General features: G+C 61.6%; 15 protein-coding genes. 11 read left to right on the plus strand and 4 right to left on the minus strand.

What is annotated here, in order from left to right; all coding sequences use genetic code 11:
- Positions 1 to 280: 280 nt before the first annotated feature.
- From P3C18_RS06555 to tadA, 3 genes are all read left to right on the plus strand, one after another.
- Positions 281 to 2788, plus strand: coding sequence for a mechanosensitive ion channel domain-containing protein (locus P3C18_RS06555; RefSeq protein ID WP_275961042.1), 2508 nt, complete (start codon positions 281 to 283; stop codon positions 2786 to 2788).
- 145 nt (positions 2789 to 2933) lie between these two features.
- The gene (locus P3C18_RS06560) at positions 2934 to 4304 is read left to right on the plus strand and encodes a multicopper oxidase family protein (protein ID WP_275961043.1); all 1371 of its coding nucleotides are present in this window, start codon (positions 2934 to 2936) and stop codon (positions 4302 to 4304) included.
- Between the two features lie 2 nt (positions 4305 to 4306).
- Entirely contained in the window at positions 4307 to 4789 is a 483-nt protein-coding gene (gene tadA / locus P3C18_RS06565) for a tRNA adenosine(34) deaminase TadA (protein ID WP_275961044.1), read from the plus strand.
- Positions 4790 to 4795: 6 nt separating this feature from the next.
- Here the strand turns inward: tadA and mltF are convergent, their stop codons facing one another.
- Positions 4796 to 6256 (minus strand): membrane-bound lytic murein transglycosylase MltF, encoded by a 1461-nt coding sequence (gene mltF / locus P3C18_RS06570; RefSeq protein WP_275961045.1) that lies wholly within the window; start codon positions 6254 to 6256, stop codon positions 4796 to 4798.
- A gap of 164 nt (positions 6257 to 6420) precedes the next feature.
- Between mltF and purL the strand changes: the two genes are divergently transcribed.
- From purL to P3C18_RS06585, 3 genes are all read left to right on the plus strand, one after another.
- Complete coding sequence (gene purL / locus P3C18_RS06575) at positions 6421 to 10317, plus strand: phosphoribosylformylglycinamidine synthase (RefSeq protein WP_275961046.1); 3897 nt, start codon at positions 6421 to 6423, stop codon at positions 10315 to 10317.
- Between the two features lie 18 nt (positions 10318 to 10335).
- Complete coding sequence (locus tag P3C18_RS06580; RefSeq protein ID WP_275961047.1) at positions 10336 to 10605, plus strand: CDGSH iron-sulfur domain-containing protein; 270 nt, start codon at positions 10336 to 10338, stop codon at positions 10603 to 10605.
- A 158-nt stretch (positions 10606 to 10763) separates the two neighbouring features.
- Positions 10764 to 11081 carry a YqfO family protein gene (locus tag P3C18_RS06585; RefSeq protein WP_090248588.1) on the plus strand — a complete coding sequence of 106 codons (318 nt, stop codon included), beginning with the start codon at positions 10764 to 10766 and terminating at the stop codon, positions 11079 to 11081.
- 45 nt (positions 11082 to 11126) lie between these two features.
- On the opposite strand, the gene P3C18_RS06590 is transcribed toward P3C18_RS06585, so the two are convergent.
- Positions 11127 to 11630, minus strand: a complete 504-nt coding sequence (locus P3C18_RS06590; protein ID WP_275961048.1) for a L,D-transpeptidase family protein — start codon at positions 11628 to 11630, stop codon at positions 11127 to 11129.
- 15 nt (positions 11631 to 11645) lie between these two features.
- Positions 11646 to 12203 carry an NUDIX hydrolase gene (locus P3C18_RS06595; RefSeq protein ID WP_275961049.1) on the minus strand — a complete coding sequence of 186 codons (558 nt, stop codon included), beginning with the start codon at positions 12201 to 12203 and terminating at the stop codon, positions 11646 to 11648.
- A 173-nt stretch (positions 12204 to 12376) separates the two neighbouring features.
- Between P3C18_RS06595 and P3C18_RS06600 the strand changes: the two genes are divergently transcribed.
- The 5 genes from P3C18_RS06600 to P3C18_RS06620 are packed head-to-tail and all read left to right on the plus strand — an operon-like array spanning position 12377 to position 15663.
- The gene (locus P3C18_RS06600; RefSeq protein ID WP_275961050.1) at positions 12377 to 12982 is read left to right on the plus strand and encodes a CoA pyrophosphatase; all 606 of its coding nucleotides are present in this window, start codon (positions 12377 to 12379) and stop codon (positions 12980 to 12982) included.
- Between the two features lie 19 nt (positions 12983 to 13001).
- A complete protein-coding gene (locus P3C18_RS06605; protein WP_275961051.1) occupies positions 13002 to 13526 on the plus strand; it encodes a gamma carbonic anhydrase family protein in 525 nt (174 codons plus the stop codon).
- Positions 13526 to 13717, plus strand: coding sequence for a DUF1289 domain-containing protein (locus tag P3C18_RS06610; protein WP_275961052.1), 192 nt, complete (start codon positions 13526 to 13528; stop codon positions 13715 to 13717). The genes P3C18_RS06605 and P3C18_RS06610 overlap by 1 nt, the downstream gene beginning before the upstream one ends.
- 27 nt (positions 13718 to 13744) lie before the next feature.
- Positions 13745 to 14926 (plus strand): formate-dependent phosphoribosylglycinamide formyltransferase, encoded by a 1182-nt coding sequence (gene purT, locus P3C18_RS06615; RefSeq protein ID WP_275961053.1) that lies wholly within the window; start codon positions 13745 to 13747, stop codon positions 14924 to 14926.
- A complete protein-coding gene (locus tag P3C18_RS06620) occupies positions 14923 to 15663 on the plus strand; it encodes an SGNH/GDSL hydrolase family protein (protein ID WP_275961054.1) in 741 nt (246 codons plus the stop codon). Before purT ends, P3C18_RS06620 begins: the two co-directional genes overlap by 4 nt.
- Here P3C18_RS06620 and P3C18_RS06625 read toward each other — a convergent pair.
- Complete coding sequence (locus P3C18_RS06625; protein ID WP_275961055.1) at positions 15629 to 16918, minus strand: HlyC/CorC family transporter; 1290 nt, start codon at positions 16916 to 16918, stop codon at positions 15629 to 15631. The genes P3C18_RS06620 and P3C18_RS06625 overlap by 35 nt on opposite strands.

Below are 16918 nucleotides of genomic sequence, written 5' to 3' on the forward strand. Positions count from 1 at the left end.
GAAGGGGCCTACGGGCCCCTTTTTGCTGGCCCTGATCGGTTGCGTATGAGGTAGGCACTACGCTGGGTATCGGACAGCCGCTGTTCTCTATTGGGTTAGGGCAGGGCTGTTTTTTATTCGATCAACCCCAGGCTTGCGAGACGATCCGCAAAACCTGCAGGGCAGCGTATTTCCATGAGCACTGGGCCAGGCTGGCTGTGAGGTGCTTGTCGTGGTTATGCTCGGGCAGCGGATTGAACCAAAATCCGGGTGTCTGGCCATTTATGCAGGGAGATCAGCAATGACCGCACTATTTGTCTTGGCGAGAATGGCGCGGCGTTTTGCTGTAAGCGGGGGTAGGTCACTTGGCCATCTGCTGGGGCTGGCCCTGAGCGTTCTGTTGGTCGTCAGCTCCGCGTTGGCGCAGGACGAATCTGCTCCTGCTGCCCCCACTGCTACGACTGCTGCGGCAATTGCCTTAAACGATATTCTGCTGCGCGCGGATGATGACCAGCGTCTGGCGGACCGTGCCAAGCGCCGGGCAGCGAGTGCGGACCCGGCTGCCGCGCTTGGCGCTCTGCTTGATGACATTGCGCGGCCCGTCGATGAGAAATTGCGGGCCTTCAGCGTGGATGAACTGCGCCAGCTGCCTTTTGTGCGTCTGGAGAGTCTGGCGCGCCACTGGAGCTTCGATGCCCACCGTATTCAAGCCTGGCGTACGCAGATGCGCGCCGTCACCAAACCTTATGCCGATGACACCGCCGAGCTGTCGCTGCGCCGTGCGCGTTGGCAAGCCACGCGCGCGGCGACCCCGGCAGACAGCATGCCCGCGCCTCTGGCTCGGCAGATCGACTTGATGATCAGCGAACTGCAGGCGGCCGAGCAGGTGCTTGCCGCTCCGCTGGAGCAGCTGATTGAGTTGGGGCAACGCGCTAACGCGATCAATTCGAGCATTCAGCTTGGGCGCGAAGAAGTAGACAGGGTCATCAGCGGTGTTGATGCACGCCTGTTCAGCCGTGATGCGCTGCCGCTGTGGCAGGCGCTGCATGTGCCTGACGACCAGCAAGCCGATGCGGATTCAGTGGTGCCGGGGCTGGATATTGAAGCCCGCTTTGCCGATGCCTACAGCGCGGTGAACGCCATCAAAGTACACACGATGCAAGCACTGCTGGTGCTGCTGTTGCTTGTGTTGCTCTGGCTGGCGCGCCAGCAGCGCTTGGCGCCTCACGTGAGCCGTGATGACGATAGCCAGCGGGTAGCCGCGCGCCCGTTGTCCGCCTGGTTGCTGCTGGCCGTGATGGTCGTGCAGGTGTTCGAGTCGGATGCACCCGTGCTGACGCTGCTGGCCGTGGTGCCTGCGTTGCGCATGCTCCCGCAGCGTGCCCATGACCTGCTTGGCAGCTGGCCGCTAATGGCGGCTGGCTTGTATCTGGCAGACCGGCTGGGGGCGCTGTTATGGGGCGGTGAAGACTTTTATCGCGTGTTTCAGCTCGGACTGACGGTCGTCGCGCTGCTACTCACGCTCTGGCTTCTGCGGCAGATGCTGCGGCGAGCCGAAAGCACTGTCGGCTGGGCGCGCTCGATGGTGCGTGGAGCTGTCTGGCTGGGCGGCGGGCTGCTGCTGGCTTCGCTGCTGGCCAATCTGGGCGGTGCCGTGCTGCTGACTCAGACGCTCACCAGCGGGGTGATTGACAGCGGTTATATCGGCCTGCTGCTGTACGCCAGTATGACTGTGGTCAATGCGCTGCTGCGGATGCTGACGGAGTTGCCGGCTGTGCAGCGGGTATGGCTGTTTCGTCGACACGGCCAGGCATTGTTGAGTTGGTTGAGTCGCGCATTGCTACTGGCAGCGGCAGTCAGTTGGCTGCTGTACAGCATGGATCGCTTTCGCATGTTGTTGCCGGTGCAGGCGTTCGTCAGTCAGGTGTTGGGCTATGACGTCGAGGTCGGCGAATTGTCCATCAGCCTTGGAGATGTGCTGGTGTTTGCCCTGTCGGTGCTGATCACTATTGCTGCAGCGCGGGCGACCAAGTTGATACTGCGCGAGCAGTTGCAGGGGCATAGCCGCTTGCCACGCGGTGTGGGCAACAGCATCGCCTCGCTCACCTATTACGCGCTGCTGTTGCTGGGCTTTTTGCTGGCGTTGTCGGCGGCGGGTTTCAAGGTCAGTCAGTTGACGCTGTTGTTCGGCGCACTGGGTGTGGGTATTGGCTTTGGCTTGCAGGGGTTGGTGAGTAACTTCGTGTCGGGGCTGGTGTTGATGTTCGAACGGCCGATTCAGCCTGGCGACGTTATCGAGATCAACGGCGCCAGCGGCAGCGTCCGCGAAATTGGCCTACGCGCCACCAAGATCCGTACCTTCGATGGCGCCGACATCGTGGTGCCTAATGGCACTCTGGTTGCCAATAACCTGACCAACTGGACGCTGCAGGACCGCAATCGGCGCATTGAAGTGCCGATCGGCGTCGCATACGGCAGCGACCCTGCCCAAGTGATTGAACTACTGGCCAGCGTGGCACGCGCTGTCCCTGGAGTGGCCGCAGAGCCTGCGCCGGTCGTGTTGTTGCAGGAGTATGGTGACAGCTCGCTGAACTTCAGCGTGCGCGCCTGGGCGCAGGACTACGATCGTTGGACCACTACGCGCAGCGAGCTGATGGTGAGCATGCTGCAGGCGCTTGCGGCGGCCAATATCAGCATCCCTTACAACCAGTACGACCTTAACCTACGCGGGGTGCCTGACGAGTTGACCGAGGCGATGCGCCAGGTCGGCCAGGGCGGCCAGGGCGGCGGTAAGTTGGACGCTTCCTGATCCCCTATGCCAGCGGTGCGGCAATCAGCCTCGATTTCAGGCTCGTCTTGAGCGCTAGTTAGATGAGAAACTATTGCATCTATCGGGAGTGAGTTCTTCCTCCGATGCATGGCCATGGCATATAGCCAGGCAACCTGGAGTGGATATGTTGTTTTCCCGCAGACAAATGCTGATCGGCCTGGCTGGGCTTGGCGTCGTCGGACTTGGTGCTGGTGGCGTGCGCTACTGGCTGGGTCGTCCGGAAAATGTGGCGACCCACGACTATGAGCTGATCGCCGCGCCGCTGGATATCGAGCTGGTGCCAGGGCAAACCACCTCGGCCTGGGCCTATGGTGGGCAAGCGCCTGGGGTCGAGCTGCGCTGCCGTCAGGGCGAGCGCTTGCGCGTGCGCTTCATTAATAAGTTGGACGTGCCGACCACTATTCACTGGCATGGCATCCGTCTGCCGTTGGCGATGGACGGCGTGCCTTATGTGTCGCAGGCGCCGGTGCTGCCGGGTGAATACTTCGACTACAACTTCATCACCCCCGACGCCGGCAGCTTCTGGTATCACCCGCACGTCGCCAGCGGCGAGCAGCTGGGGCGCGGCCTGGTCGGCGCGCTGATCGTCGAAGAGCGTGAGCCGACGGGTTTCATCCACGATCACACGCTGAACCTGAAAAGCTGGCATATCGACGAGCAGGGCGCTTTTACCGATTTCAGCGTACCGCGCGAGGCGGCGCGTGGCGGCACCCCTGGGCGGCTGAGTACGGTCAATGGCAAGCATGCGCCAACCCTGGATCTACCTGCTGGGCAGGTAGTGCGTCTGCGCCTGATCAATCTGGATAACACCCTGACTTATCGCCTTAACCTGCCCGGCGCGGATGCGCGTATCTATGCGCTGGACGGCAATCCGGTCGAGCCGCGCCCGCTGGGCAAGGAGTACTGGCTGGGGCCGGGTATGCGTATCGAACTTGGGTTGAAGGTGCCTGCGGCCGGCAATGAGCTGTCGCTGCGTAACGGTCCATTGCGCTTGGCGACCTTACGCGCGCAGCCCGGCGCCGAGGGTGCGGGTGAGTGGCCGCCTGCGCTGCCAGCGAACCCGGTGGCCGAGCCTGACATGGCTAGTGCCGAAACCGTCAAATTCAACTTCGAATGGGCCGGTGCGGTGTCGGTCGGCTTGGATCAGGGCGCGGCGCATAGCTTCTGGCAGATCAATGGTCAGGCCTGGGATATCAACGACAAGACCTGCGCCGACCGGCCGATTGCTCGCCTGCAGTTGGGCAAGAGCTATATCTTCGAGCTGCGCAACCTCAGCCAGTATCAGCATCCGATCCATTTGCATGGCATGACCTTCAAGGTGCTGGCTTCGGACCGCAAGTCGATCATCCCGTATTTCACCGACACCTACCTGCTGGGCAAGAATGAGCGCGCGCGCGTTGCGCTGGTCGCCGATAATCCTGGGGTATGGATGTTCCACTGCCATGTGATCGACCATATGGAAACCGGTCTGATGGCATCAATCGAGGTCGTTTAAGCGTGCGCCACCCCCTGATCATTGATCGCAGCCAGGATCAGCACTTTATGCGCGAGGCCCTGGCCCTGGCCGCCGAAGGTGCGGCCCTAGGCGAGGTGCCGGTCGGCGCAGTGCTGGTGCAGGATGGCCAGATTGTCGGGCGCGGTTTTAACTGCCCTATCTCCACTCATGACCCCAGCGCCCACGCCGAGATGGTGGCGATTCGCGCCGCCGCCCAGGCCGTGGATAACTATCGCCTGCCGGGCAGCACCCTGTATGTGACTTTGGAACCGTGCAGCATGTGCGCCGGGCTGATCGTGCATGCGCGGGTGCAGCGTGTGGTGTATGGCGCAACCGAGCCCAAGGCTGGCGTGGCGTTGAGTCGTGGGCAGTTTTTCAGCCAGGAGTTTCTCAATCACCGTGTGTTGATTGAGGGCGGTGTGTTGGCGGAGGAGTGCGGTGCGGTGCTGAGTGCGTTCTTTAAAGCCAGGCGTGAACAGCGCTAGCGGTTTTTAAAGCGGCGGGGTCTGCTCATTGGGCTGACGTTTATCGATGCCTGGCACATGCTGATTGCTTTCAGCGATTTGCGAGCCTTCCAGCTGCGGCTGGGTTACCCAGGTGAGGATGTCGTAATAGCGGCGGATGTTGCGCACAAAATGCACCGGCTCGCCGCCGCGGGCGTAGCCATAACGGGTTTTGCTGTACCACTGCTTCTGCGACAGGCGCGGCAGAATCTTCTGCACATCCAGCCATTTATTCGGGTCCAGGCCTTCGGCTTCGGTGAGCTTGCGCGCATCTTCCAGGTGGCCGCCGCCGATGTTGTAGGAAGCCAAAGCGAACCAGGTGCGATCAGGCTCCTGAATGCTTTCCGGCAGCTGGTTCTTCACATAGACAATGTATTTGGCGCCGCCTTCGATGCTCTGCTTGGGGTTCAGGCGGTCCGATACCCCCATGGCCTGGGCGGTGCGAAGGGTCAGCATCATCAGCCCGCGTACGCCGGTTTTCGAGGTGGCGGTGGGTTGCCAAAGTGACTCCTGATAACCCATGGCAGCGAGCAGGCGCCAGTCGACCTGGTTGGCCTGGGCGGCTTCGCGAAAGTGTTTCTCGTAGCGCGGCAGGCGTTGCTGCAGGTGTTTGGCGAAGGTGTAGGCGCCGACATAACCGAGTACATCGACATGGCCGTAGTAGCGGTCTTTCAAGCGCTGCAGGCTGCCGTTCTGGTGCGCGCGCTCGATAAAGGCATTCATCTCATCAAGCAGGCTGCGGTCTTCACCGGGGGCAGTGGCCCAGGCCAGGTTTTGCGCATCGCCCAGATCAAAGGCCACGCGCACGTTGGAGAAGTACACCTGATTCATCGCCAGTTCGTTGGAGTCGACCAGGGTCAGGTCAATCTGCCCTTCATCAACCATGCGCAGCAGGTCGACCACTTCAACGGCAGCGGATTCTTCGTAAGCCAGTTCCGGTAATTGCAGTTTGAGCGCGGCCAGCTGTTCGGCATGGCTGCTGCCTTTAAGTACCAGAATGCGCTTGCCGAGCAGATCATCAGGGCGGGTTGGGCGTTGCTGACCGTTGCGGTAGATCACCTGGGGGGTGACTTCGAGGTAGGGCAGGGAGAAGCGTGCGTGCTGCTGCCGTCCGTCGCTTTCTACCAGGCCGGCGGCGGCCAATACCGGGCCGTTGGGCTTGTTCAGGCTGGCGAACAGCTCGTCGAGGTTGTCGGCGGTTTCGATTTTCAGCTCAAGACCCAGGTCGTCGGCAAAGCGCTTCACCAGCTCGTATTCGAAGCCGGTTTCGCCGTTACGGTCCTGGAAATAGGTGGCCGGGCTGTTACGGGTGATCACCCGCAGTACACCCTCCGCCTGAACGCGCTCGAGTGTGCTGGGTTCTTCAGCACAGCCGCCGAGCAGCAGGAGGATTCCGATCACCGACAGCCAGCAGGCGCAGCGCACACGGAACGCAGATTGGGCAAACATTGGCGCAGTATACGCAAAGCATGGGGCGCGCCATATCTCGACAGCGGGTGGCTTCTCTGCTAGCGCGGTCGCTGCACGCAGCGTGCCGCCACGGGTGCCGTTGGCAACGCTTTAGGCTAGAATGCACGGCCTCAAAGTACACCCCTTCCCAGAGGCTGTCCCCGATGTTGATCCTGCGCGGCGCTCCCGCCCTTTCTGCTTTCCGTCACGGCAAACTGCTTGAGCAACTGACCAGCAAGGTTCCTGCGGTCACCGGCCTGTATGCCGAGTTCGCGCATTTCGCTGAGGTTACCGGCGTTCTGACTGTCGACGAAGAGCAGGTATTGGCCCGTTTGCTGAAATACGGCCCGAGTGTGCCGGTGCAGGAGCCAAGTGGCCGCCTGTTCCTGACCATTCCGCGCTTTGGCACCATCTCTCCGTGGTCGAGCAAGGCCAGCGACATCGCTCGCAACTGCGGCCTGGCGAAGATTCAGCGCATCGAGCGCGGCCTGGCGTACTACGTCAGCGGCGAGCTGAATGCCGCCGAGGCGCAGCAGGTTGCCGACGTACTGCATGACCGGATGACCCAGCTGGTGCTAGATAACCTCGAAGGCGCCGCTGCACTGTTCAGCCACGCCCAGCCCAAGCCGCTGACTGCTGTGGACATCCTCGGTGGTGGTCGCGCTGCGCTGGAGAAGGCTAACGTCGAACTGGGCCTGGCCCTGGCCGAAGACGAAATCGATTACCTGGTGACCAGCTTCAACGGTTTGGGGCGCAACCCCCACGACATCGAACTGATGATGTTCGCCCAGGCTAACTCCGAGCACTGCCGTCACAAGATCTTCAATGCCAGCTGGGATATCGACGGCCAGAGCCAGGAAAAATCCCTGTTCGGCATGATCAAGAACACCTACCAGATGCACAGCGAAGGCGTACTGTCCGCTTATAAGGACAACGCCTCGGTGATCGTTGGTAGCGTCGCTGGGCGTTTCTTCCCGGACCCTGAAACCCGCCAGTACGGTGCGACCCAGGAGCCCGTGCATATCCTGATGAAGGTGGAAACCCACAACCACCCGACGGCTATTTCGCCGTTCTCCGGTGCGTCCACCGGTTCCGGTGGCGAGATTCGCGACGAAGGTGCCACCGGCCGTGGTGCCAAGCCGAAGGCGGGCCTCACCGGCTTTACCGTATCCAACCTGAACATCCCAGGGTTCGAGCAGCCTTGGGAAGTGCCGTACGGCAAGCCCGAGCGCATCGTTACTGCGCTGGACATCATGATTGAAGGCCCGCTGGGCGGCGCGGCGTTCAACAACGAGTTCGGCCGTCCGGCCCTGACCGGCTACTTCCGCACCTTTGAGCAGGCGATTCAGACCCCGCGCGGTGAAGAAGTGCGCGGCTACCACAAGCCGATCATGCTCGCCGGCGGCATGGGCAATATCCGTGCAGATCACGTGCAGAAGGGCGAGATCACCGTGGGTGCCAAGCTGATCGTGCTTGGCGGCCCGGCCATGCTGATCGGCCTGGGCGGCGGCGCCGCTTCGTCGGTCGCCACCGGTGCCAGCTCGGCTGATCTGGATTTCGCCTCGGTACAGCGCGAGAACCCGGAAATGGAGCGCCGCTGCCAGGAGGTTATCGACCGTTGCTGGCAGCTGGGTGACAACAACCCCATCGCCTTTATCCATGACGTTGGCGCGGGCGGTATTTCCAACGCCTTCCCGGAGCTGGTCAATGACGGTGGCCGTGGTGGCCGCTTCGAACTGCGCAACGTGCCGAATGATGAGCCAGGCATGGCGCCGCACGAGATCTGGAGCAACGAGTCCCAGGAACGTTACGTACTGGCCGTCAGTGCCGTCGATTTCGAGCGTTTCAAGGCGATCTGTGAGCGCGAGCGTTGCCCGTTTGCCGTGGTTGGTGAGGCCACTGAAGAAGCCCACCTGACCGTGACTGACAGCCATTTCGCCAACACCCCGGTGGACATGCCGCTGGAAGTGCTGCTTGGAAAGCCGCCGCGCATGCATCGCTCGGCTGCCCGCGAAGCTGAGCTGGGCGATGATTTCGATGCCAGCACCCTGGCCATCGACGAAGCCGTGACCCGCGTGCTGCATCACCCGGCCGTGGCCAGCAAGAGCTTCCTGATCACCATCGGCGACCGCACCATTACTGGCCTGGTAGCTCGCGACCAGATGGTTGGCCCGTGGCAGGTGCCGGTGGCCGATTGCGCCGTAACCGCCACCAGCTTCGACGTGTACACCGGTGAAGCCATGGCCATGGGCGAGCGCACACCGCTGGCGCTGCTGGATGCTGCGGCGTCCGGGCGTATGGCGATTGGCGAAACCCTGACCAACCTCGCCGCTTCGCGCATCGAGAAGATGTCCGATATCAAACTGTCCGCCAACTGGATGGCCGCTGCCGGTCATCCGGGTGAAGACGCGCGTCTGTACGACACCGTGAACGCGGTCGGCATGGAGCTGTGCCCGGAGCTGGGTATCACCATCCCGGTGGGCAAGGACTCGATGTCGATGAAAACCCAGTGGCGTGATGAGGGCACGGATAAGAGCGTGACTTCGCCGCTGTCGTTAGTGGTTACAGGCTTTGCGCCGGTCAGCGATATCCGCAAGACCCTGACCCCGCAACTGCGCATGGACAAGGGCGAAACCGACCTGATCCTGATCGACCTGGGCCGTGGGCAGAACCGTATGGGCGCCTCGATCCTTACCCAGGTCTACGGCAAGCTTGGCTCCCAGGCACCAGATGTGGATGACGCCGAAGACCTCAAGGCCTTCTTCGCGGTGATCCAGGGCCTGAATGCCGATGGTCATATCCTGTCCTACCACGACCGTTCCGACGGTGGCCTGCTGGTTACCGCTTTGGAAATGGCCTTTGCCGGCCACTGCGGTTTGAATCTGTTCCTCGACGCCTTGGCCGATGACAGCGCTGAGCTGGCCGCCGTGCTGTTCAACGAAGAGTTGGGCGCAGTGATTCAGGTGCATCAGGACGCCACCCCGGAAGTGCTGGCGCAGTTCAGCGCCGCCGGTCTGGGCGACTGCGTGGCGGTGATCGGTCAGCCGGTCAACAGCGACGACGTGGCAATCAGCTTCAATGGTCAGCCGGTATTCGGCGGCCAGCGCCGCTTGCTGCAGCGCCAGTGGGCGCAAACCAGCTACCAGATTCAGCGTCTGCGCGACAACGTGCAGTGCGCCGAGCAGGAATTCGACACCATCCTCGACGAGGACAATCCAGGCCTGTCGGCCAAGCTCAGCTTCGACGTCAATCAGGACATCAGCGCGCCGTATATCCGCAAGGGTGTACGTCCGCAGATCGCCGTACTGCGCGAGCAGGGCGTCAACGGCCAGGTGGAAATGGCTGCAGCCTTCGACCGCGCTGGTTTCAACGCGATCGACGTACACATGAGCGATATCCTTAGCGGTCGTGTCAGCCTGGGCGAGTTCAAGGGCCTGGTTGCCTGCGGCGGCTTCTCCTACGGCGACGTGCTGGGTGCCGGCGAGGGCTGGGCCAAGTCGATCCTGTTCAACAGCCGTGCCCGTGATGGCTTCCAGGCGTTCTTCGAGCGCAAGGACAGTTTCAGCCTCGGCGTGTGCAACGGCTGCCAGATGATGAGCAACCTGCACGAGCTGATCCCCGGCACCGAGTTCTGGCCGCACTTCGTGCGTAACCGCTCCGAGCAGTTCGAGGCGCGCGTAGCCATGGTCCAAGTGCAGGAATCGGCGTCGATCTTCCTGCGCGGCATGGCCGGTTCGCGCATGCCAATTGCCATCGCGCACGGTGAGGGGCATGCCGAGTTCGAGAACGAGGAAGCTCTGCTGGAAGCCGATCTGTCCGGCTGCGTGGCCATGCGCTTTATCGACAACCACGGCAAGGTCACCGAAACCTACCCGGCCAACCCCAACGGTTCGCCGCGCGGGATCACCGGTCTGACCAGCCGAGACGGCCGCGTGACCATCATGATGCCGCACCCGGAGCGGGTATTCCGCGCCGTGCAGAACTCCTGGAAACCAGATGACTGGCAGGAAGATGCCGGCTGGCTGCGCATGTTCCGCAACGCTCGCGTGTGGGTGGATTGATCCGGTTGGCGCAGGCTTATGTCGAGTAAGCCTGCGCCGATTCTGCCTGAGGTGCGCCAGGTCAAACCTGGCGATACCTTATTGCTGTGCCGCTGCGGGCGTTCGTCCCAGCTTCCCGATTGTGTTTCCGCCTGCCCTGATGTGCTTGAACTGCAGCCTGAGCGTGAGCAGATTCTGCTGCTTTGCCGTTGCGCTCGCTCGCAACGTCTACCTTACTGTGATGGTAGCCATAACCAGCCGGTAAGCGGCTTCAAGGCTCGCTGGCGGCGCTTCTGGCACGGCCTGTAGGTCTAGCTGATAGCGCTAATAGGTTGAACACACAGCACATTATTCGGTCATAGGGTGCAAGTGTGATGGGCTGCGCGAATACCCGATAAGGCATAATGCCATTATTGTGTGGCATCATTATCGAACTGTTTTTATCAGTCTTGCCGGCGGAGACTTCGATGTACAAGCTGTGTTTTTATGTGCCTGAAACTCATCTGGATGCCGTGAAAAACGCGGTATTCAGCGCCGGTGGTGGACGTATTGGTCATTATGATCAGTGTTGTTGGCAGACCCTGGGGCAGGGCCAGTTCCGCGCCCTGGAGGGCAGTCAGCCATTTCTCGGTCAGCCTGGGCAGGTCGAGCAGGTGGCCGAGTGGAAAGTCGAGATGGTGGTGGCCGATGAGCTGATCCATGACGCCGTCAAGGCGATGAAGAAGCAGCATCCCTACGAGACGCCAGCTTTTGAAGTGTGGCGGCTGTCGGATATCCAGTTCTAATTCATAAAAAAGGCGCCATGAAGGCGCCTTTTTTATGTCTGTTGATCAGGGTCTGATTTCGATCAGCGTGCCGTCTTTGACCAGGGCCCAGATCTCGCGCATGTCGGTGTTCTTCATGGCGATGCAGCCTTCGGTCCAGTCCAGGGTGTGGAAGAACCACTCGGGGTATTCCTCGTCAAGTGGCGTGCCGTGGATCATGATCATGCCGCCGGCCGGTACGCCCTTGGCGCGGGCTTGCGCCTGGTCGCGGGCGTTGGGGTAGGAGATGTGCATGGACAGGTTGTACTTGTCGCTGGTCTTGCGCCAGTCGATCCAGTAGAAGCCTTCCGGGGTGCGCAGGTCGCCTTCGCGTTGCTTCGCCCCTTCAGGCTGCTTGCCCAGGGATACGCGGTAGGACTTGAGCGTGTCGCCACGGCTGATCAGGTGCAGCTTGCGTTCGGATTTAACCACCAGCACTTTGTCGATGGTTTTGCCGTTCAGGGTCGGGGTGGTGCTGGCGTGGCCAGTCAGGGCAACGGTCAGGCAGAGTAGGGCGAACAACCAGCGCATCATAATTCCCATGGATCAAAAGGCTTTCTTGTAATGTGCGCGCAAGGCTTCAAGCGGCTCGTTGCGGACCGGGTAGTGCTGCTCGCGGCGGTCTGCGAAGTAGCATTCTAAGGTACGCCCGATGGTCGGGAAAGCCAGCTCTGACCAGGGGATGTCCTGTTCGTGAAATAGCTGCACCTCCAGGCTTTCTTCGCCAGGAGCAAAGTCCAGGTCGACCAGTTCGGCGCGAAACAGCATATACACCTGATTGATGTGCGGCAGGTCGAACAGGGTATAGAGGCTCAGGTTGCGCACCCGCGCGCAGGCTTCTTCATGGGTTTCGCGGGCGGCGGCCTGTTCCAGGGTTTCGCCGTTCTCCATAAAACCGGCCGGCAGGGTCCAGTAGCCACGTCGTGGCTCGATGGCGCGGCGGCACAGCAGCACCTGTTCGCCCCACACCGGCAGGCAGCCGGCGATGATTCGCGGGTTTTGATAATGCACGGTCTGGCACTGCGCGCAGACGTGGCGCAGGCGGTTGTCGCCCTGCGGGATGATGTGGCTGATCGCGCCGCCACAGTTGCTACAGAACTTCATGCCAGACCCTCGCTGCGTGTCAGCTATCTTGGCGCGCATTTCAGCTACTCGGCAAGCGGCCTGGTGGGGCGGGCTATCGAGCGCCTGAATGATTGCAGTCAGCGGCGCGGGGCTTGGGCCGTGCGCTGCTTTCGTGCCATGATCGAACGCAGAATAAAAGACTGAGAATCCCCATGCTGGATGAGTTGCTCCATCGCATGCGTGGCTATAGCCCGCACATTCTGCAGACCGACAAGCGTTACCCTGAGGCCGCAGTGCTGGTGCCCATCACCCGCAGCGACGAGCCGGAAGTGGTACTGACCTTACGCGCCAGCGGTCTGTCTACCCACGGTGGTGAAGTGGCGTTTCCCGGTGGCCGGCGTGACCCGGAAGATGCCGACCTGATCGAGACCGCCCTGCGTGAGGCGGAAGAGGAAATCGGTTTGCCGCCAGGCCTGGTCGAGGTGGTCGGGCCGCTTAGCACCCTGGTGTCGCGCCACGGTATTCAGGTCACGCCCTATGTCGGGCTGGTACCGGACTTTGTCGAGTACAAGCCTAATGACGGTGAAATAGCGGCGGTGTTTGCTGTGCCGCTGGCGTTCTTTCGCGACGACCCGCGGGAAACCACTCACCGTATCGATTACCTCGGGCGCAGTTGGTATGTGCCGAGTTACCGCTATGGCGAATATAAAATCTGGGGGCTGACGGCGATCATGCTGGTCGAGTTGGTCAACCTGGCGTTTGACGATGTGCAGATTGATATGCACCAGCCGCCCGAGCACTTTATCAAGCTCACCTGAGCCTATTGAGGAAGCATCCATGAAATATCGCCTGGGTTCGTCCCAAGTCGAGGCCCATGCCGACAGCTGGGTTGCACCGAATGCCACCCTGGTTGGCAAGGTCAAATTGGAGCCTGGGGCCAGCGTGTGGTTCAACGCCGTGCTGCGCGGCGACAACGAGCTGATTCATATCGGCGAGAACAGCAATGTGCAGGACGGCACGGTGATGCACACCGATATGGGCTTTCCACTGTCCATCGGCACCGGCGTGACCATTGGCCACAACGCCATGCTGCACGGTTGCACGGTGGGCGATTACAGCCTGATCGGCATCAATGCGGTGATCCTCAATGGCGCCAAAATCGGCAAGTACTGCATCATCGGCGCCAACAGCCTGATCGGTGAAGGCAAGGAAATTCCCGATGGCTCGCTGGTGATGGGTTCGCCCGGCAAAGTGGTGCGCGAATTGACCGAACCGCAGAAGAAGATGCTCGAAGCCAGCGCCGCCCATTACGTGCACAACGCCCAGCGCTATGCCCGTGATCTGCAGGAGCAGGACGATTGATGCAGCCGCAGGAGCGTCCGGTCGCCTCGCCCTGCGTGCATGTCTGCGCGTTGGATGATGAGGATATCTGCATCGGCTGCCAGCGCACGGTCGCCGAAATCACCCGCTGGAGCCTGATGGATAACGCCGAGCGCCGTGAGGTGCTGGTGCAGTGTCATGAGCGGGCGAAGGCTAAAGGCATTCTGCTGTAACTTTCTTGATCAGTTTGAGGATTCACCATGCCCCGTATCGGAACCCCTTTGTCGCCGAGCGCGACCCGTGTGCTGTTGTGTGGCTCAGGCGAGCTGGGCAAGGAAGTGGTGATCGAGTTGCAGCGTCTGGGCGTCGAGGTGATCGCCGTGGATCGCTACGCCAATGCGCCGGCCATGCAGGTGGCGCATCGCAGTCATGTGATCAATATGCTTGATGGCGACGCGTTGCGGGCGGTGATCGAGCTGGAACAGCCGCATTACATCGTGCCGGAAATTGAAGCCATCGCCACCGCAACCCTAGTCGAGCTGGAGAATGAAGGCTTTACCGTCATCCCCAGCGCCCGCGCCGCGCAGCTGACCATGAACCGTGAAGGCATTCGCCGCTTGGCTGCCGAAGAGCTGGGCCTGCCGACTTCGCCTTATCAGTTTGCCGACTCCTTCGAGCAGTGCCGTGCGGCGGTCGAGAGCATCGGCTTTCCCTGTCTGATCAAACCGGTCATGAGCTCTTCCGGCAAGGGCCAGTCGGTGCTGAAAAGTCTGGATGATCTGCAAGCCGCCTGGGATTACGCCCAGGCCGGTGGCCGCGCCGGCAAGGGCCGAGTGATAGTCGAGGGCTTTATCGATTTTGATTATGAAATCGCGCTGCTCACCGTGCGCCACAGTGGCGGCACTACCTTCTGTGCGCCTGTTGGCCATCGTCAGGTCAAGGGCGACTACCAGGAGTCCTGGCAGCCGCAGCCGATGAGTGCCAAAGCCCAGGCCGAAGCCGAGCGCATCGCTCTGGCGGTCACCGGATCGCTGGGCGGGCGCGGGCTGTTCGGGGTGGAGCTGTTCGTCAAAGGTGATCAGGTGTGGTTCTGCGAAATCTCGCCGCGCCCGCACGACACCGGCCTGGTCACCCTGATTTCCCAGGATCTGTCCGAATTCGCCCTGCATGCGCGGGCGATTCTCGGTTTGCCGATTCCGGCCATCCGTCAGCTCGGCCCATCGGCTTCTGCGGTGATATTGGTCGAGGGCGAGTCGCAGCAGGTCAGCTTCGCCAATCTGGCGGCGGCTCTGGCTGAACCGGATACCGCTCTGCGCCTGTTCGGCAAGCCGGAAGTCAGCGGTCAGCGGCGTATGGGTGTGGCGCTGGCTCGTGACGAGTCATTGCAAGCGGCGCGGGCCAAGGCCACGCGTGCGGCGCAGGCGGTCAAGGTCGAGCTGTGAATGCGCTGCGCGCCTATGCCTGGTGGCTAGGGCTGGCGCTGCTGGCGCCGATTGCCTTGCCATTGGCCGCGCGCACGCGGCGCAACACCCTGCGTTTACCGCCAGCGGCCGGGTTGTTGAGTGGCGTTGCAGGCGCGGACTTGCCGGGCGAGCCATTGCGCTTGCTGGTACTGGGCGAATCGACCGTGGTCGGTGTGGGTGTCGATCAGTTGCATGCCGCGCTGGTCGGTCAGCTGGCGACTGCTCTGGCGGCGCGTTGTGGTCGTCCGGTTGCCTGGCGTGCCTGCGGCGAAAACGGCATTACCGCTACGCAGGCTTATGAGCGGTTGTTGCCGCAGGTGCTCGATCAATCCTTTGATCTGGCGCTGCTGGTGTTCGGCGTCAACGACGCCACCCGTCTGACTTCACTACAGCGTTGGGAGGCTGCGCTCGGCGGCATGGCTGAAGCGTTGGCCGCACGTGGCGCTCGGGTGGCGTTTAGCAGTGTGCCGCCGCTGCAGCATTTCACTGCCTTGCCCTGGTTGTTGCGGCGTTTGCTCGGCATGCGCGCGGGCCTGCTGGATGCGCGCCTGCGCCAGTTGGCAGGTCGCTTGGGTGCGGGGCACCACGCGGTTGAGCTGGAGTTTTCCGCCGAGTACCTGGCGCGTGATGGTTATCACCCCTCAGGTCTGGGCTATCGCGTGTGGGCGCAGGGGCTGGCCGTCAGTCTTGCGCCGGCGGCTCGGCGTGCGCTTTAGGCTGGGTTTGCCAGGCGCGCACGCTTTTTACCCGGTTATCTGACGACTGCAGAATTTCCAGGCGATAAGGGCCGATTTTCAGGCACACGGCGCTGTCAGGGATGCTTTCCAGCGCCTCGGTCACCAGGCCGTTGAGGGTTTTCGGGCCATCGCAGGGCAGGTGCCAGTCCAGCGCCTTGTTGATTTCGCGGATATAGGCGGCGCCATCGATTACCTGAGTACCGTCTTCCTGGGGGTGAATATCCGGGCTGCGCAGGGTGTCCTGGTTGCTGAAGTCGCCGACGATTTCTTCGAGGATATCTTCCAGGGTGACGATGCCGATCACGTCGCCGTATTCATCGACGACGATGCCAATCCGGCGTTTCTGCTTCTGAAAGTTGATCAGCTGAGTCGACAGTGGCGTGCCTTCGGGTACGAAGTACGGCTCGTTGCAGGCGGCCAGTAGCGCTTCTTTGCTCAGCTCGTTGTGCGTCAGCAGTCGGGCAATCTGGCGCATATGCACGATGCCTTCGATCTGATTGATATCGGTACGAAACACCGGCAGGCGCGTGTGGGTGGTATTGGTCAGCAGGCTGATGATGCTTTCAATGTCGTCATCCAGGTTGATGCCGGTGACTTCGTTGCGCGGAATCATGATGTCATCCACCGTCACCCGCTCAAGGTCAAGAATGCCGAGCAGCATATTCTGGCGATTTTTCGGCATGCCGGCGCCAGATTCACGCACCACGCTGCGCAGCTCCTCGGTGGACAGGCTGTCGCTGCTTTTGCTGGTGGGGTCGATGCCCAGTAGCCTGAGCAGGCCATTGGTGATCCAGCCGAGTAGCACCACCAGTGGATAGAACAGCTTAAGCAGTACCAGCAGAGGCAGGCTGAATGGGTAGGCGACCCGCTCCGGGTGCAGGGCTGCCAGGGTCTTTGGGGTGATTTCACCGAAGATCAGCAGCGCCAGGGTCAGGCCGATTGTCGCGATGGCAATTCCGGCTTCGCCCCAGAGTTTGATGGCCAGCACCGTGGCGATGGCGGAGGCGAGAATATTGACGAAGTTGTTGCCGATCAGGATGGTGCCGAGCAGGCGATCCGGGCGGCTGAGTAGCGCGCTGACGCGCTTTGCCCCGCGGTGACCTTCTTTGGTCAGGTGCTTGAGGCGATAACGATTGAGGCTGAGGATGCCGGTTTCCGAGCTGGAAAAGAACGCTGAGCAGAGCAGCAGAAAGATCAGCAGGCCGAACAGGAAGCCGGGGTGTGCGTTTTCCAC

Source organism: Pseudomonas sp. 1928-m, from assembly GCF_029269135.1.
Taxonomy (GTDB): Bacteria; Pseudomonadota; Gammaproteobacteria; order Pseudomonadales; family Pseudomonadaceae; genus Aquipseudomonas.

Bases quoted from the DNA above. Each gene is read 5' to 3' on its own strand.
- P3C18_RS06555 (WP_275961042.1), top strand. From the start codon at position 281: ATGACCGCACTATTTGTCTTGGCGAGAATGGCGCGGCGTTTTGCTGTA.
- P3C18_RS06560 (WP_275961043.1), top strand. From the start codon at position 2,934: ATGTTGTTTTCCCGCAGACAAATGCTGATCGGCCTGGCTGGGCTTGGC.
- mltF (WP_275961045.1), bottom strand. From the start codon at position 6,256: ATGTTTGCCCAATCTGCGTTCCGTGTGCGCTGCGCCTGCTGGCTGTCG.
- purL (WP_275961046.1), top strand. From the start codon at position 6,421: ATGTTGATCCTGCGCGGCGCTCCCGCCCTTTCTGCTTTCCGTCACGGC.
- P3C18_RS06580 (WP_275961047.1), top strand. From the start codon at position 10,336: ATGTCGAGTAAGCCTGCGCCGATTCTGCCTGAGGTGCGCCAGGTCAAA.
- P3C18_RS06585 (WP_090248588.1), top strand. From the start codon at position 10,764: ATGTACAAGCTGTGTTTTTATGTGCCTGAAACTCATCTGGATGCCGTG.
- P3C18_RS06590 (WP_275961048.1), bottom strand. From the start codon at position 11,630: ATGCGCTGGTTGTTCGCCCTACTCTGCCTGACCGTTGCCCTGACTGGC.
- P3C18_RS06595 (WP_275961049.1), bottom strand. From the start codon at position 12,203: ATGAAGTTCTGTAGCAACTGTGGCGGCGCGATCAGCCACATCATCCCG.
- P3C18_RS06600 (WP_275961050.1), top strand. From the start codon at position 12,377: ATGCTGGATGAGTTGCTCCATCGCATGCGTGGCTATAGCCCGCACATT.
- P3C18_RS06605 (WP_275961051.1), top strand. From the start codon at position 13,002: ATGAAATATCGCCTGGGTTCGTCCCAAGTCGAGGCCCATGCCGACAGC.
- P3C18_RS06610 (WP_275961052.1), top strand. From the start codon at position 13,526: ATGCAGCCGCAGGAGCGTCCGGTCGCCTCGCCCTGCGTGCATGTCTGC.
- purT (WP_275961053.1), top strand. From the start codon at position 13,745: ATGCCCCGTATCGGAACCCCTTTGTCGCCGAGCGCGACCCGTGTGCTG.